Source organism: Kitasatospora sp. McL0602 (assembly GCF_052076145.1).
Lineage (GTDB): Bacteria > Actinomycetota > Actinomycetes > Streptomycetales > Streptomycetaceae > Kitasatospora.
Map to the genome: position 1 here is coordinate 356,610 of NZ_CP197246.1, position 15,750 is coordinate 372,359.

Here is a 15,750-nt window from a genome sequence, read left to right on the forward strand (position 1 = left end):
GATGACTGTCCGTCAGGCTGCCTGTGAGCTGCAGGGGAACCGAATAGCAGGGTTTGGGCGGACCATTGCCCGCTGATGACCGGATGCTGTAGCTTTCGCTCGCTTCATGATCTATATCGGGTGTCTCCGTACGGGCGGCGAGACTCCAACGGGCCCGCACGCACGGCTGATTCGGCCGTGGGTGCGCTCTGTCCTGCGCGAGTGCACGGCGCCCTGGGCGGGGCTCACAGAGGGCGGACTGTGTTCTCTCAACGAACGAGTCGAATACGGGCTGCTTCGCGTACGGCCGCAACTGCGGTCGTGCTCGCGATGACGGCCTCACTGGTTTCGACGACGATGGGGGCGGCCCACGCCGCCCCGGTGGTGCGTACTGACGCGACCCCACCCCCGGCCGGCCAGCCGGACCTGCAGACGCGGGTGAAGGCCATGACCGACGCGGAGGCGGCCCGGCGCAACCTGGCCATCCTGGCGAACGCGATGCACGCGGGCGGGCCCGCGATGAAGTCCGGCGCGGGCACCTTGCTGGCGTCCGACAACCCCGGCCCGTGGCCGGGCTGGGCGCTCTTCCTCGGCTCGGACTCGGCCGACAACGTGCAGCCCGCCTCGGGCAACTCGTCCGACCGCAGCCGCTCGGCCGGTCTCGACCAGGGCATCACCGCGGTGGTGCAGAGCGCCCAGGCGACGATGTCCAACGGGCAGCTGCACGTCGGCATGCTGACTCGCGACGGCAAGCTCTACGACCGGGTGCGCTTCCCGAACGGTGACTGGTCCGGCCCGCTGCTGATCAACGGCGACGCGCACAACACCGGCTTCGCCGAGGCCGCGCTGCCCAACGGAGAGCTGCACTTCTCGCTGCTCTCCGACGACGGCACGGTGCGGGACTACACGTACCAGCCCGGTGACTACCCGGGCTACTACATGCTCGGGATGGCCACCGGCAGCGTGCTCTTCGACGCGCTGCCCGGCAAGGTGAAGGGCATCGCCAGCGTCGGCCTGCCCAACAACGACCTGCACCTGGAGCTGCTGACCGCCGACGGCAAGGTCTCCACCGATGTGCGGCACAGCGGTAGTTGGTCGGGTGTCACGACGGCCGACAGCGGCACCGTGCCGAGCACGGCCGTCTCCGCGGTGGCCACCGCCAACGGCGAGGTGCGGCTGGAGCTGGTCGGCAACGACAAGAAGCTCCGGGAGAAGACCCGGAAGACGGACGGCAGCTACACGGCCACCACGGTGGTCGACGGCTCCGGCACGGTGAAGGCCGTCTCGGCCGTCGCGGTGCCCAACGCGCTGCCGCACGTCGCCACGCTGGCCACCACCGGTACGGTTGCCGACTTCGCCCTTCAGGCGAACGGCAGTTGGACGAAGACGGCGGTCACCACCCAGCACGCCACCGCGCTCTCGCTCGGTGCGCTGAGCACCGGCGAGGTGCAGCTGGACGTCTCGGCCGACGACGGCCGACTGTGGACCACCAGCCGCTCCACCGGCGGTAGTTGGGGCGCCGGCTATGTCATCGACGGCGCCTTCGGACGGACCAAGGACATCGAGCTGGCCGCTGCGGCCAACGGTGACCTGGACATCCTGAGCCTCGCCGACGACGGCACCGTCTGGCTGCGCGTCCGCCGCAAGGACGCCACCACCTGGCAGAGCAGCGTCAGCGGCAACGTCCTGGTGGACGCCTCGCGCCACGCCCGTGCGATCGGCGCGGCCGCCGCCGCCAACGGCGACGTGCACGCGCTGGTACTCGGGGACGACAACATCGTCCGCGACATCGTCGGTCACCCGAACGGCAGTTGGGACGCCCCCGTGGTGGCCGACCCGACGGGTACCGCCCGCGCGATCGCCGCGACGGCCACGGCCAACGGCGAGGTCCACCTCGCCACACTCAAGGCCGACGGCACCGTCCAGGACACCGTCCGCGCCGCCAACGGCACCTGGAGCGCCCAGCCGGTGACGGCGCCGCACGCCAAGGGCCTGGCCGTCGCGGCCACCCCGAACGGCGAGCTGCACCTCGCGGTGCTCGGCGACGACACCAAGGTGTGGGACGTCCTCCGCAAGGCAGACGGCAGTTGGACCGCCGCCGTGCTCGCCGACGGCAAGCACAGCACCCGGCAGATCGCCGCCGCCGGTGGGCCGGACAACGCGCTGCACCTGGTCGCGCTCGACGCCGACGGCGCCGCCTGGGACAACCTCCGTAAGGCGGACGGCAGTTGGTCGCCGAACACGGCCCAGTACGGCTACATCGACCCGCACACGACCTCCGTCTCGGTGGCCGTCCAGGGCAACGGTGACCTGCACGTCAACCAGCTGATGGTGCCCGCCACCCCGAGTGCCGCCGCCACCGACTCCGCCGACGCGCAGGCGGCCGGCGGCGTCCGGGATGCCCGGGACGCCGGCCTGAGCCTGTTCTTCTCCGCGTACGGGACGACCGGCAGCGGCCCGATGCCGCAGTACGACACCGACGTCACCAACTTCATGTCGGTGAACGGCGTCAACTCCCGTGACAACACGGCCCTCCAGCAGCTCCCGGCGCCGCCCAAGGCGAGCCAGGCGGCGCAGGACAAGGTGGACGTGATCGTCCAGGAGCTGATCGCCTCGTACGGCGGCACCGACCCGTACGGCATCTACACGATGCTGGGCGCGAGCGCCAAGAACGGCTCGACCGACGACGTCCGCCGGTTCATCCAGTACCACGGCATCCCGACCGCCGCTCCCGTCAAGGGCACCCCGGAGTTCCGGATCGAGGTGGAGGCGATGAAGGCCCGCTGGGCCAGTGGTGACGTCTCCAACCCGCTGGACTGGCAGAACGTCATGGTGGAGGTGGAGGAGACCGCCTCCACCGAGTGGCTCGCCGAGCAGGCCGCACAGGCCCAGCCGCGTGCCACCGTCCTGACCTCCGAGGTGCAGTCGCTGACGGCGCTGCAGGCCGGGACGGAGGCGATGCACGAGGCGCTCGGCTACGGCTGGGCCGCCGGCCAGATCCTCAAGTGGCAGGCCAACCCGACGAAGCGCACCAACCAGTCGGCGCCGCGCACCGACGCGCAGGCCACCGCCGACCTGGCGGCGATCAAGGCGCTGGTCACCGCCCAGGCCGTGATCGCCCGCAAGGCGGCGAACGACGCGAAGACGGCCGCCGACAAGGTGGCTCCGGCGCTGGCCGCCGGTGACAAGATCGCGGACGACAACGGGGTGCCGCGCGGACGCGGCATGACCTACGCCGTGCAGTCCGGGCAGGTCGCCCGTGCCTCGGCCGCCGCCGCGCTCGCCACCGCCAACGCCCTCGACACCGCCGTCGCCGCGGTCGGCGCCACTGCGGCCGACAGCGCGACGGTGCTCGCCAACGCGCAGGCCCAGGCCGCTGCCGCCCGTGCGCAGTTCCTGCGCCAGTCGGCCCAGGACAGTGCGGCCCGTGCGGCCGACCTGGCCGCGAGTGCCAAGACCCGCGCCGACCTGGCTGCCAAGGCCGCCGCCGACGTCGCCACCGCGAAGGGCCAGGCCGTCCAGGCCCAGGCCGACGCGACGGCGGCCGGTGACCGGGCGAAGACGGCCGCCACCAACGCCGCCGCCGAGCGGCAGAACGCCGCGAATGCCAAGGCCGAGGCCGAGACGCAGCGCAACAACGCGAAGGCCGCGCTGAGCGCCGCGCTCGACAAGTCGAAGGTCTCCGGCGACAAGCGGGCCAAGTCCCAGACCGCCACCGGCGACGCCACCACCAAGGCGGCCGCTGCCAAGGACGCCGCCGACCGGGCCGCCACCGCGCGGACCACAGCCGCCGTCGCCCAGCAGCAGAAGGACGTCGCCGCCGCGAAGGCCCAGGCCCTGGCCGCCGCCGCGGTGGCCGCCCAGGGCACCGCCTCGGCCGCCGACGCGAAGGCCGCCGCCGATGCGGCCGCCACGGCCGCCGCCCAGGCGGCGACGGCTGCCGACCAGGCCCAGGCTCAGGCGAAGACCGCCACCGACACGGCCGTGGCCGCCCGCCAGGCGGCCACCGAGTCGGCTGCGGCTGCCGCACGGGCGACCGCGTGGGCGGCGGACGCCGACGCGAACGCGCTGATCAGCTACTCCGCCGCGATGACCGCCGAGGCCGCTTCGGCCGCCGCGATCGCCAAGGCCCAGACGGCGGCGACCAACGCGACCAAGGCGGCGGGTGACTCCTCGCAGGCCGCCCAGGCCTCGATGGCGGCCAACGCCAAGGTCGTCGCGGCCGCGCAGCAGGTGGACACGGCCGTCGCGGCCGCCGCCACCGCCGCCGGTCAGGCCTACGCCGCCGGTCAGGCCGCCGACACCGCCCGGGACGCCGCAGCCGCGGTGACCGCCCCGGCGAACACGGCGATCGCGCTGGGCACGCCGTTCGCGCAGACCGACTCCTCGGCCGGTCTCGCGGTGGTCGCCTCCCAGAGCGCGATGACGCTCGCTCAGCAGCAGACCGCCGTGGCCGACGCCGCTGCGGCGCAGGCCGTTGCCGCAGCGGCAGCCGCGAAGGCGGCCGCCGACAAGGCGACCGGCGACGGGAAGCTCGCGGCGCAGGCAGCTGCCGACGCGGCGGACTCCGCCGCCAAGGCCGCCGCCTCCGCCGACGCGGCGCAGAAGTCCTCCGCCCAGGCCGCCTCGGACGCCGCCGCCACGAAGGCCGCCGCCACCGCGACGGCTGCTGCCGACGCCCAGGCGCAGGCCCAGGCGCAGGCGGCTTCGCAGTCCGCGACGGCTGCTGCCGCCGACTCCCAGGCCGCGGCGGCCGCCGCGACCGCCGGGGAGAAGGACGCCGCTGCCGCTGCCGCGACGGCCGCCTCGGCCGATGCCGACGCCAAGTCGGCGCGCGGCATCTCGGACCAGGCAGCGGCCAAGGCCACGGCGGCGGAGCAGTCCGCCGCCAGTGCCAAGGACGACGCGGCGAAGGCGGAGCAGTCCGCCTCGGCCGCCGAGGAGCAGCTGCGCAAGGACGAGGCCGCGCTCGCCGCCCAGGTCGCCGCCGCCCAGGCAGCGGCCCAGGCCCGGCACGACCTGGACGCCCGAGCCAAGATCATGGAGCAGCAGGCCCAGATCCGGGTCGGCCGCGCCAATCTCGCGTACCTGCTGCACGTCGGCGGGGTCGCGGCCAAAACGCTGGCCACCACCCGGCTCGCCGGGCCCGGCCAGCCGAACCAGTCGCTCTTCATGGACAAGGGCGCCTGGGACGCCTGGGACGCCGACGTCAAGACCGCGCGGGACATGGCGGACGGGATGTTCCAGCGCACCTGGGAGCGTCAGGGCACGGTCTGGAAGTACTTCACCAACGATTTCGCCGTCCTGGAGCCGGTGTACGACACCGCTGTCACCAAGCAGCTCGACCCGGGCTACGTGTACCAGCGGATCGGCCGGGTGGCCGGGTACGGCGGCAACGCCGATGTCCCGCAGGCCAGCCAGGCCGCGCAGGACCGCGTCACCCAGATCCTGAAGGACAAGATCGCCGCCGGTGACCCGTACGGGTGGTGGACGATCATGCTGAACACGCCGCAGACGCGGGGTTCGGCGGACGACGCCCGGCGGTTCATCCAGTACAACGGCTACCCGACCGTCGCCCCCGAGAAGGGCACGGCCGAGTTCCGCCTCGAGGTCGAGAGCCTGAAGACCCGTTGGGCCTCGGGTGACGCGACCAACCCGCAGGACCCGAACCAGGTGATGGTCGAGGTCGAGGAGACCGCCTCGGCCGAGTGGGAGGCCGAGTACGCCGCCCAGGGTCAGCAGCGCACCGACATCGCCAACGCCGAGATCCAGGCGCTGACGGCGCTCCAGTCGAGCGCGGTGGCGATGCACGACGCGCTGGGCAACGCGTGGGTGGCCAAGAACCTGATGGACGCCCAGGCCGACCCGCTCAGCGCCTGGAACGTCTTCATCAAGGACTGGCCGACCACGATGGGCGGGAACTTCTCGTCCGACGGCAAGCCGGTCTCGCTCACCGACGACCTCGCCGCCGTGAAGCGCGCGGTCGACGGGCTGTCGGCGACGGCGACGCAGAACGCGGCGGCCGCGCAGGCGGCCGACGACAAGGCGTCGGCCGCCGTGACGGCAGCCGGGCAGACGGCCGCCGCCGGTGGCCTGCCCTCCGGCCGCGGTCTGTCGTACGCGGTCGAGTCGGCGCAGGTGGTCAAGGCCGCGGCCGCCGCCACCCAGGCGACGGCACTGGCCATGCGGACGGCCGTCGCCGCGACCAACGCCACCGTCGCGGACAGCGGCGCCCTGCTTGCCAACGCCAGTGCCCAGGCGCACGCCGCCCGCGCCGCCTTCCTGCGCGCGACCGCGCAGGACGACGCGCAGAAGGCGGCGGCCGACGCCGTCGCCGCGCAGGACAAGGCGGACGCGGCGGCGACGGCAGCAGCCATCGCCGCCCACGACAAGGCGACCATCGTCCCGCTGGAGGCGAGCTCGAAGGACGCTGCGGCCCGCGCCAAGGCGGCTGCCGCCACGGCCGAGACCGAGCGGGCCAACGCGGCCGCCGCTCGGGCCACGGCCGACACCCAGCGGGGTGTCGCGGCGGCGGCCAACGCCGACGCGCAGACGAAGGCCGCCGCAGCGGCGGACAGCGAGGCCGCAGCGGCCTCGGAGGCCCACCGGGCCGATCAGGACGACCAGACGGCGCAGCAGTCGGCGACGGATGCCGCCGCCGCGCGGTCCAGGGCGGACGACGCGCGGAAGGTGATGGACGCGGCCCGTGCCAAGTCCGCCGCCGCCGACGCGGCGGCCGCGGCCGCCGTCGGTACCAGTGCCGCCGGGGACGCCGCGACTGCGGCCAAGCAGGCCAGGCTGGACGCCAACGCGGCCGCGCTCGCGGCCGACCAGGCGAACACCGACGCCAACAACGCGAGCGACGCCGCAGTCGCGGCCCGCTCCGCGGCGACCGTCAGCAGTGCGGCTGCCGCCAAGTCCTCGGCGGCAGCCAGGACGGCGGATTCGGCGGCGGCGACGACCCGGGCCAACGCCGCCCAGGGCGACGCCCTCGCGGCCGAGGCGATCGACCAGGCCGGAGTCGCCAAGCAGAACTCCGACGCCGCCAACGTCCTCGCCAAGTCCGCTGCGAAGGAGTCGGCCGACGCCAAGGCGGCGGCCGACGGTGCGAAGAAGGAGGCCGACGGGGCTGTCTCGGACAGCGCCACCGCCTCCGGGCAGGCCTACGCGGCCTCCCAGCAGGCGGAGATCGCGCGTGACACCGCGAACGCGGTGTCGGCCCCGGCCGACCAGGCGATCGAGCTCGGCATCACGTTCGCGGCGACCGACGCGACGGCCGGTCTCGCGGTCGCCGTCGCTGACACCTCGATGACCCTGGCGCAGCAGGAGGCGGTCGTCGCCGACCTCCGCGCCACGGAGGCGGCAGCCTTCGCGGCGGCGGCCCAGGACGCGGCCAACCGGGCGACCGGGGACGCGAAGCTCGCGGCCCAGGCAGCGGCGGACGCGGCGGCCTCGGCCGCCAAGGCCTCCCGCGCGGCGTCGAACGCCCTGAAGTCGGCGGCCCAGGCGGCTGCGGACGCGAAGGACGTCAAGGCGGTCTCGGAGCGCCTGGACGCGATCAACATGCAGGCCGAGGGCGACGCGTGGAAGGCCGACCAGTCGGCCGCGTCGGCCCAGAACGAGGCGGCGGCCGCCCGCGCGGCGGCCACCGACAGTGAGAAGGACGCGGGCGCGGCCCGGACGGCGGCCACCGCCGCCCGGAGCTCGGCGGACAATGCGGCGACCTCGGCGGACAACGCCCAGGCATCCGCGGACTCGGCCCAGCAGGCCGCCACCACCGCCCAGGGCGACGCGGACGAGGCGGCGAAGATCGCCGAGGGCGTCACGCAGATGGAGCAGAACCCGCCGGCCCCGGACTCGAAGCCGATGGACCCGGACCTGCCCGGTCTGTACGTCGAGCCGCTCGACCTGAAGCAGGACGGCCAGGCCACCGGCAACTGCGACATCTCCACCAAGATCGGCCACTGCAACCTGCCGGCGGACATCCACATCTACGGCACCGGGATGCTCTACCTGGTGACGTGCGATCAGCCCAACGCCACGGCGGCGGCCTGCATCGCGACGGGGAAGTACAACAAGGACTTCCTCAGCAAGGTCCCGATCGACTACCGGGACCACCAGGTCCTGGACATCAACGTCTGGGAGTTCGACAAGAACTTCGTGAAGACGTTCGCGTACGGCATGGTCAGCGACTTCGTCGGCTGCTACAAGCACTTCGACCCGACGAGCAGGGACTGCCTCTGGGCGTTCGGCTCGCTGGTCGTCCCGGCCGCGCTCAAGGTGGCGTACCGGGGCGCGATGACGCTGCGGGCCGCCATGGTGATCGGTGACATGGTCGGCGCGGAGGCAGGGCTCAACATCCTGACCCAGGCCGCCAAGAACGCCGTGATCGACGCGGTGGCACTGAACCGGCTGCGGGCCGCTGCGGTACTGGCCTGGATCAGGGAGTTCCCGGAGAAGGCAGCCGCCTGTGTGCTGCCGTTCGCCAAGCTGCACAGCTTCCAGGCCGGCACACCCGTCCTGATGGCGGACGGGTCCACCAAGCCGATCCAGGACATCGTGGTCGGGGACGTGGTGGCCGGCGCCCCCGGCGGCGGCCGCCTGGAGCAGCACCCGGTGGTGCACACCTTCGCCACCTACACGGACACCGACTTCACCGATCTGACGGTGAGTACGCCGGACGGTCCGCACCGGATCACGGGGACGCAGAACCACCCGTACTACGACGTGACCCGTGGGGCGTTCGTCGACGCCGCCGCCCTCGCCGTCGGCGACCGGCTCCAGAGTGCCGACTCGGCCGCGCTGGTGACGGTGCTGTCGGTGCGCAACTACGTCTCCGCGATGCCGACGTTCGACCTGACCGTCGACTCGCTGCACACGTACTATGTGGTCGCGGGTGGCACCGCGGTGCTGGTGCACAACGCCGAGGACCCGAACTGCGGGCTGGACCTCGCGAAGCTCCTGATCGACGACAACCACATCTGGGAGGGCCACACCCCCGAAGGCCCGAACCTCGACGTGACCAAGACCGAGTACCTGCCGGGCACGACCCCGCAGAGCCGGGCGGCGTTCATCCGGACCGTCCTCGCGAAGGGCAAGCAGGTCTTCGACACCTCGAACAGGGACGGCGAGGTCTGGGAGTACAAGTTCCTCGACGAGGAGGGCAAGCCCAAGGTGATCGGCAAGACCCGGAACGCTGACCCGAACAAGGTGAAGGACCTCTACACGATCCGGGTGTACGTCAACGAGGAGACGCTGGAAATCCGGAACGCGTTCCCGGTCGAGCGGCCGTAGTCGGTGGGAGAACAGATGATCAAGATCGAGTACCTCCGGACCGGTCCGTACGTGGACCGGGGCCGGGAGCACCGGGAGGGAGTGGACCTCGCGGAGGTCAGCCGTGCCGACCTGCGCTGGTACTACTTCATGTCCGACCTGTCCTTCACCGTCGGCGGGGCCGAGATGGCCCCGCCGTGGTCCTGGACTCCGGTGTTCGACTTCCTGTGGTCGATGCACGGGGTGCTGGGGTACCTGGAGCGGGGTGAGCACTCGACGATCGGCTTCACCGAGAACGCCGAGCTGATCGAGTTCACCCCCGAGGCCGGAGCCATCCGGATCACGGCCAGCTACTCGGAGGAGTCGGCACTCTGCCCACTCCCCGAGCTGAGAGACGCATGGCTGGCCTTCCGCCACACCGTGCTCACCGAACTGGGCGCTGAGTACCCGCAGTTGGCCGCCAACCCGGTGCTCGCCGAGCTCCGGCTCTGAGCACGGGGAGGGTCGGCCCGTCACCGCCGCCGACCCTCCCGACCAGCAACACCGAGGGCCGCACTCTCCTCTCGAGGAGGGTGCGGCCCTCGGGCGTTCCGGCGTGTCGTGCTCCTCCGGCACGGGCCGTCAGGCCTCCTCCTCCAGCAGCAGCCTGCGCTCGTTGCGGATCGCGAAGGCCGCCGTGCAGGTCAGGGCCGCCGCGATGACGCCCTCCGCCCAGAAGAACGCGAGGTAGTCCAGCAGGGAGCCGATCGGCGGGGCGCCGGGCGCCGCGTTGCGCATCCCGATGAGCGCGAAGAGGGTCGCGGCCATCCAGCCCATGGCCGGCCAGGTGAGCCCCTGCCGCTTGCGGATGAGCATCTCCGCGCCGCCCAGCACGGCCAGCGCCAGCGCCCACATGGCCACGATCATGAACCAGGCCAGGATGAAGGTGCTGCGGGATCTCGTGAGCCGGGCGTCGAGCCGGGACTCGGCGACGGCCGTCGCCCCGGCGTCGGCGGGCTTGGCATCTGCCGGCCTGGCGACGAAGAACGGGTCGGCGTCCCGGAACGTGATCGCCGTCGGCACGGCCGTGCCACCAGCCGAGGCCGCCCAGCCGGTCGAGATCCGGTAGCGGTCGAAGGGGTAGTCGGAGGCCGGGCCTCCGGACATCGCGAGCGGGACGAACTGGGCCTCGGCGGGTGTCCCGGCCTTGATCTCGACGGGCTTCGCCAGCGCCGTGCCGATGATCTCCACGTCCCGGCCGAAGACCGCCGAGTCGGCCGACCCCTCGGCGAGGCCGCCGTGCGGGACGGCGACGACGACCAGCGTCAGGTCCTGCGTGGTGGCGCTGACCTCCTGCGAGGTGATGTCCAGCTCGATCCAGTCCCCGGACGGCCGGGCACCCAGCTCCCTGGTCTCCTGCCGGGAGTCCCGCTCGTCGAGGTACAGCGCGACGCCCGCCCCGCACAGCGCGAGGATCAGGATCAGGACGAGGATCTGCCGCACGCCCCGGCGGCGCGGCGCCTCCGCCGTCACTGCGTCGACCCGGCAGCGACGGGTTGCTGCTGGGTCGCGCAGTGGATCCCGCCGCCGCCGGAGGCGATGGTGTTGATCTCCACCTGCACGATCCTGCGCCCGGGGTGGAGATCCCGCAGGGTGCCGGCAGCCCGGTCGTCGGCCGCCTGGTCGCCGAAGCGCGGCATGATCAGTCCCCCGTTGACGACGTAGAAGTTGAGGTAGGTCGCGAGGAAGTCCTTCCCCCGGCCCTCGACCGCGGTGAGGTCGGGCTCAGTGAGTTCGACCACCCGCAGCGTTCTGCCCTTGGCGTCGGTGGCGCCCCGCAGCACCGTCAGCGCCTGGTCGGACGCCTTGGACCAGATGTCCGGCGGCGTGTCGGCGGCGGGCCGGTGGAGCACGACCACACCCGGCTCGACGAACCTCGCCAGGGCGTCGACATGGCAGTCGGTGATGTCCTGGCCCGCCACGCCCTGGAACCAGATCACCCGCTGGACACCGAGCAGGTCCTTGAGCACCGCCTCGATCTGGTCGCGGCTCCTGCCGGGGTTGCGGTTCTCGTTGACGAGCGAGCTCTCGGTGGCCATCAGCGTGCCGTCCCCGTCGACCTCCAGCGCGCCGCCCTCCCCCGTGATCGGGGCCTGGACGCGCCTGATCCCGTAGTGGTCGAGGAGGTTGCGGGCGACCTGGCTGTCGTTGCCGTGCGTCTGCTTGCCGCCCCAGCCGTTGAAGTTGAAGTCCAGCCCGGCGAGCCCCTGCGGGCCGGTCACGAAGGTCGGGCCGGTGTCACGGGCCCAGAGGTCGTCCACCATCAGCGGGAGCACCTCGACCGAGGAGCCGCAGAGCTGCCGCGCCTGGTCGGCCTGGTCCGGCCGGGCCATCAGCACCACCGGCTCGAACTGCGCGACCGCCTGGGCCACGTGCGCGATGTCCTGCCGGACGTCGGCCAGTTGGCCGCCCCAGACCTCCTCCAGGGCGGGCCAGGACATCACCGTACGCGTGTGCGGTCGCCACTCCGCGGGCATCGCCGCCGACGTTGCCGAAGCTGAGGCCGCCGCCGACGCCGACGGGCTGCCCGCCGGAGATGCCTCCGGTTCGCCCGACGCTCCACCCGACGCTTCATCCGACGAGGAGGAGGCGCAGCCCTCGGTGACGAGCAGAGCGGCGGCGCCCGTGGCGGACCGGAGCAGCGTACGGCGGGACAGGCTGAGATTCCTCATGAGACCCCGTCATCGAGCAGGTTTCGGTGCGGACATGGCGACTTCCGACCATAGATCGCCGCCGTTCCCGTCGGCGGTGCCCGACCCGCCGCCGTTCGGGCGACCCGCCCGCCGCTACGGTGCCTTGCTCGCCGCCAGCGCACGGCGGGCCACGGCGATCTGCTTCGGGTCCCAGCCCGGACGCGGCACCGACTCCAGCAGCAGCCGGGTGTAGGGGTGCTGGGGGTTGGCCAGGACGCGGTCGGTGCGGCCCGATTCGACGATCCGGCCGTGCCGCATGACGATGACCTCGTCGGTGACGCAGCGCACCACACCGAGGTCGTGGGTGATGAACAGGTAGCCGATGCCGGTCTGTTCGCGGATGTCGGAGAGCAGGTTGAGGATCTGCGCCTGGACGGAGACGTCGAGGGCCGCCACCGCCTCGTCCAGCACCAGGACGGCGGGTTCGATCGCCAACGCCCGTGCGATGGCCACCCGTTGTCGCTGACCGCCGGAGAGCTGCCGGGGCAGGGCGTCGCCCTCCCGGGTGCCGAGGCCGACCTGGTCGAGGAGTTCGGCGATCCGCCGTGGGTGGTCACCGTCCGGGAAGTGCAGCTTGAGGGTCTCGCGCAGCACGGCGTTGACGGTGATGCGAGGGTCCAGCGAGAGGAAAGGGTCCTGGAAGACCATCTGGACCTCGCGGGCCCGTGCCAGCCGCTGGGCCCGGCCGCGCCGGTGCTGGGTGCGGTCCCGGTGGTCGACGAGGACGCGGCCGCTGTCCGGGTGCTCCAGGCCGACGACGATCCGGGCGGTGGTGGTCTTGCCGGAGCCCGACTCGCCGACGATGCCGAGCGAGCCGCCTTCGGCCAGGGTGAAGGAGACGTTGTCGACGGCCTGCACGTCTCCGTAGGCCCGGTGCAGGCCGACGGCCTCCAGGACGGTCTTTCTCATCGGGGTCTCTCCCTTCGGGCTGGTCGTCTCAGGCATCGGCGGCCACCTCCCCGAGTCGGTCGCTGTGGTGGCAGGCAACCAGGCGGTCCGGTTCCCCGCGCCCCGGTCCGCCGACGACCGGGAGCAGCTCGGGTGTCTGCTCGGTGCAGAGCTGGGTGGCCAGCGCGCAGCGGGGGGCGAACGGGCAGCCGGTCAGCTCCTCGCGCAGGCTCGGGGGGCGGCCGTCGATGGCGGCGAGCCGGCCCGCCGGGGCGTCCAGGCGCGGCGTCGAGTTGAGCAGCGCGGCGGTGTAGGGGTGTCGCGGGCGGCTGAACAGGGCTTCGGCCGGGCCGGTTTCGGCGATCCGCCCGGCGTACATGACGTAGACGCGGTCGCTGATGGCGGCGGCGAGGCCCAGGTCGTGGGTGACGAAGAGCAGGCCGGTGCCGAAGCGTGCCTGGAGGTCGCCGAGGAGGGCGATGACCTCGGCCTGGGTGGTGACGTCGAGGGCCGTGGTGGGCTCGTCGGCGAGGATCAGGGCGGGGTCGCCCATCAGGGCCGCTGCGATCATGACGCGTTGCAGCATGCCGCCGGAGAGCTGGCCCGGGTACTGGCGCAGTGCGGCGGAGGTGAGACCGACGGCGTCGAGCATCTCGGCGGCCCGTTCGGTGGCGGCCTGGGCGGCCTGGCGGCCGCCTCGGCGGGTGCTCTCGGTGAGGAAGTCCCCGATGCGGCGCAGTGGGTTGATGGCCGCGCGCGGGTCCTGGAAGATCATGGCGGCGGTGGTGGTGCGCAGTCGGCGGAGCTGATCCGGGGTCATGGTGAGGACGTCGTCACCGTTGACCCGTACGGCGCCTTCGGTGGTGGCGCCCGGCGGGAGCAGGCCGAGGACGCTGCGGGAGGTGAGGCTCTTGCCGGAGCCGGACTCCCCCACCAGGGCGACGGTCTCCCCCGCGTCGACGGTGAGGTCGACGCCGGCGAGGACGGGCCGGGTGGTGTTCGGCAGCTGCAGGCGGTAGCCCCGGATGTCGAGTGTGGTCGTCGGTGTGGTGATCGGTGTGGTCATCGGTCCCTCCTGGCGACCTGGTCGGCCCAGCGTTCGCCGACCACGTTGAAGGCGACGACGGTCAGCACGATCGCGGCGCAGGGCAGGATCGCCGACAGGGGGTAGCCGTGCTGGATGGCTGACTGGCCGTCGAAGACCATCCGACCCCAGTCGGGGGTCAGCGCGGGGACGCCGAGCCCGAGGAAGGAGAGGCCGGCCAGGTCGATGAGGGCGTAGCCGAAGTTGACGGTGGACTGGGCGAGGATCACCGGGGCGATGCCGGGCAGGACGTGCCGCAGGCAGATCTGCAGGCCGGAGTGGCCCTGCACCTGGTAGGCCTCGACGTACGGGCGCCGCCGTTCGGTGAGGACGAGCGAGCGGGTGAGGCGGCTGACGTAGGGGAGGTAGGCGACGGCGAGTGCGATGACCGGGGCGAGCAGCCCCTCGCCGTAGACCGCGACGATCAGGATCGCCAGCAGCATGCCGGGGAAGGCGAAGACCAACTCGGTGGAGCGGGAGAGGACGGAGTCCAGCCAGCCGCCGCGCCAGGCGGCGACGACGCCGATGGCGACGCCTGCCAGGGTGGAGAAGGCGACGACCCCGAGCGGGCCGAGCAGCGAGGTGCGGGCTCCGAGCACGAGACGGGAGAGGGTGTCCCGGCCGGAGGCGTCGACGCCGAGCAGGTGGTCGGCGGAGGGCCCGGCGAGGGCGTTGCCGAGGTCGACGGCGTTGGGGTCGTACGGCACGATCCAGGGGGCGAGCACCGCGACCAGGACGATCAGGATGCCGAAGCCGAGGCAGATCCGGTAGAGGGGTGCGCGGGTGGTCCTGATCCGGCCGAGGCCGGGGCGGCGCAGTGTCGTGGCGGTCATCCGGCGGCCCTCCTCGGTGCGAGGGTGACGCGCGGGTCGACCAGCGGGTGGAGCAGGTCGACGACGAGGTTCACCGCCATGAAGAGGCCGACCATGAGCAGCGAGATGGCCTGCACGGTGGGGAAGTCCTTGGTCGTGGTGGAGAGTTCGAGGAGTTGGCCGATGCCGCCGACGCTGAACGCGGACTCCACCAGCACGGTGCAGACCAGCAGCGTGGAGACGATCAGGCCGCCCGTGGTGAGGACGGTGCCGAGCGCGTTGCGGAAGACGTGCCGGCGGATCACCTGGTGCTCGGAGACGCCCCGGCTGCGGGCGACCGTGACGTGCTCCTGGCCGAGGGTCTCCAGCATCGCGGCGCGGGTGACGCGGGCGAGCATGCCGATCAGGTAGAGCGCGAGCGCGACGGCGGGCAGGGTGAGGTGCCAGAGCAGTTGCCCGAAGCCGTCGCCGGTGCCGCCGGTGGGGAACCAGCCCAGCTTCACCGCGAACAGGCCCTGGAGCAGGACGGCCGCGACGAAGGACGGGGTGCCGACGGCGACGGTGGTGGCGACCAGGATGGTGGAGTCGGTGGCGCCGCCCCGGACGGCGCCGATCCAGCCGAGCACCAGGCCGAGGGCGACGACCAGCACCAGCGCCATGGCGACCAGCAGCAGGGTCGCGGGCAGCCGGTCGGCCAGCAGCCGGGAGACGTCGGTGCGGTAGGTAATCGAGCGGCCGAAGTCGCCGTGCAGGACTTGGCCGAGCCAGCGCAGGTACTGGAGCAGGAAGGGCTCGTCCAGGTGGTACTGGTCGTTGATCGCCTGGAGGGCCTCCGGGGAGGCCGAGCGGCCGGAGAGCAGGAAGCTCGCGGGGTTGCCCGGTGCCAGGTACATCGCGCCGAAGATCACGAACGAGGCGCCGAGCAGGGTGGCCGCCATCTCGGCCAGCCGCCGGGCGGCGAATCTCAGGAAGCCCACCACGT

At 72.7% G+C, this 15,750-nt stretch carries 8 protein-coding genes; 2 read left to right on the forward strand and 6 right to left on the reverse strand.

The annotated features are described in order from the left end of the window. The first annotated feature begins 426 nt into the window (after positions 1-426). Both ACR68M_RS01710 and ACR68M_RS01715 read left to right on the forward strand, forming a co-directional pair. On the forward strand, positions 427-9,273 hold the full coding sequence (locus tag ACR68M_RS01710; protein ID WP_441248570.1) for a polymorphic toxin-type HINT domain-containing protein: 8,847 nt from the start codon (positions 427-429) through the stop codon (positions 9,271-9,273). 15 nt (positions 9,274-9,288) lie between these two features. Continuing rightward, a complete protein-coding gene (locus tag ACR68M_RS01715; RefSeq protein ID WP_441248571.1) occupies positions 9,289-9,744 on the forward strand; it encodes a hypothetical protein in 456 nt (151 codons plus the stop codon). A gap of 129 nt (positions 9,745-9,873) precedes the next feature. Here ACR68M_RS01715 and ACR68M_RS01720 read toward each other — a convergent pair whose 3' ends face one another. The 6 genes from ACR68M_RS01720 to ACR68M_RS01745 all read right to left on the reverse strand — a co-directional run bounded on the left by ACR68M_RS01720 (position 9,874) and on the right by ACR68M_RS01745 (position 15,745). Next, on the reverse strand, positions 9,874-10,764 hold the full coding sequence (locus tag ACR68M_RS01720; protein ID WP_441248572.1) for a DUF4436 family protein: 891 nt from the start codon (positions 10,762-10,764) through the stop codon (positions 9,874-9,876). Further along, on the reverse strand, positions 10,761-11,732 hold the full coding sequence (locus tag ACR68M_RS01725) for an agmatine deiminase family protein (RefSeq protein WP_441248573.1): 972 nt from the start codon (positions 11,730-11,732) through the stop codon (positions 10,761-10,763). The genes ACR68M_RS01720 and ACR68M_RS01725 overlap by 4 nt, the downstream gene beginning before the upstream one ends. 345 nt (positions 11,733-12,077) lie before the next feature. Further along, positions 12,078-12,893, reverse strand: coding sequence for an ABC transporter ATP-binding protein (locus ACR68M_RS01730; protein ID WP_441248574.1), 816 nt, complete (start codon positions 12,891-12,893; stop codon positions 12,078-12,080). 28 nt (positions 12,894-12,921) lie between these two features. Then, positions 12,922-13,938 (reverse strand): ABC transporter ATP-binding protein, encoded by a 1,017-nt coding sequence (locus ACR68M_RS01735; RefSeq protein ID WP_441248575.1) that lies wholly within the window; start codon positions 13,936-13,938, stop codon positions 12,922-12,924. Then, a complete protein-coding gene (locus ACR68M_RS01740) occupies positions 13,935-14,789 on the reverse strand; it encodes an ABC transporter permease (protein ID WP_441248576.1) in 855 nt (284 codons plus the stop codon). The genes ACR68M_RS01735 and ACR68M_RS01740 overlap by 4 nt, the downstream gene beginning before the upstream one ends. Continuing rightward, the gene (locus ACR68M_RS01745) at positions 14,786-15,745 is read right to left on the reverse strand and encodes an ABC transporter permease (protein ID WP_441251804.1); all 960 of its coding nucleotides are present in this window, start codon (positions 15,743-15,745) and stop codon (positions 14,786-14,788) included. The genes ACR68M_RS01740 and ACR68M_RS01745 overlap by 4 nt, the downstream gene beginning before the upstream one ends. Positions 15,746-15,750: the final 5 nt, after the last annotated feature.

Coding starts and splice junctions, on each gene's coding strand:
- ACR68M_RS01710 (WP_441248570.1), top strand. CDS start 427: ATGACCGACGCGGAGGCGGCCCGGCGCAACCTGGCCATCCTGGCGAAC.
- ACR68M_RS01715 (WP_441248571.1), top strand. CDS start 9,289: ATGATCAAGATCGAGTACCTCCGGACCGGTCCGTACGTGGACCGGGGC.
- ACR68M_RS01725 (WP_441248573.1), bottom strand. CDS start 11,732: ATGTCCTGGCCCGCCCTGGAGGAGGTCTGGGGCGGCCAACTGGCCGAC.
- ACR68M_RS01730 (WP_441248574.1), bottom strand. CDS start 12,893: ATGAGAAAGACCGTCCTGGAGGCCGTCGGCCTGCACCGGGCCTACGGA.
- ACR68M_RS01735 (WP_441248575.1), bottom strand. CDS start 13,938: ATGACCACACCGATCACCACACCGACGACCACACTCGACATCCGGGGC.
- ACR68M_RS01740 (WP_441248576.1), bottom strand. CDS start 14,789: ATGACCGCCACGACACTGCGCCGCCCCGGCCTCGGCCGGATCAGGACC.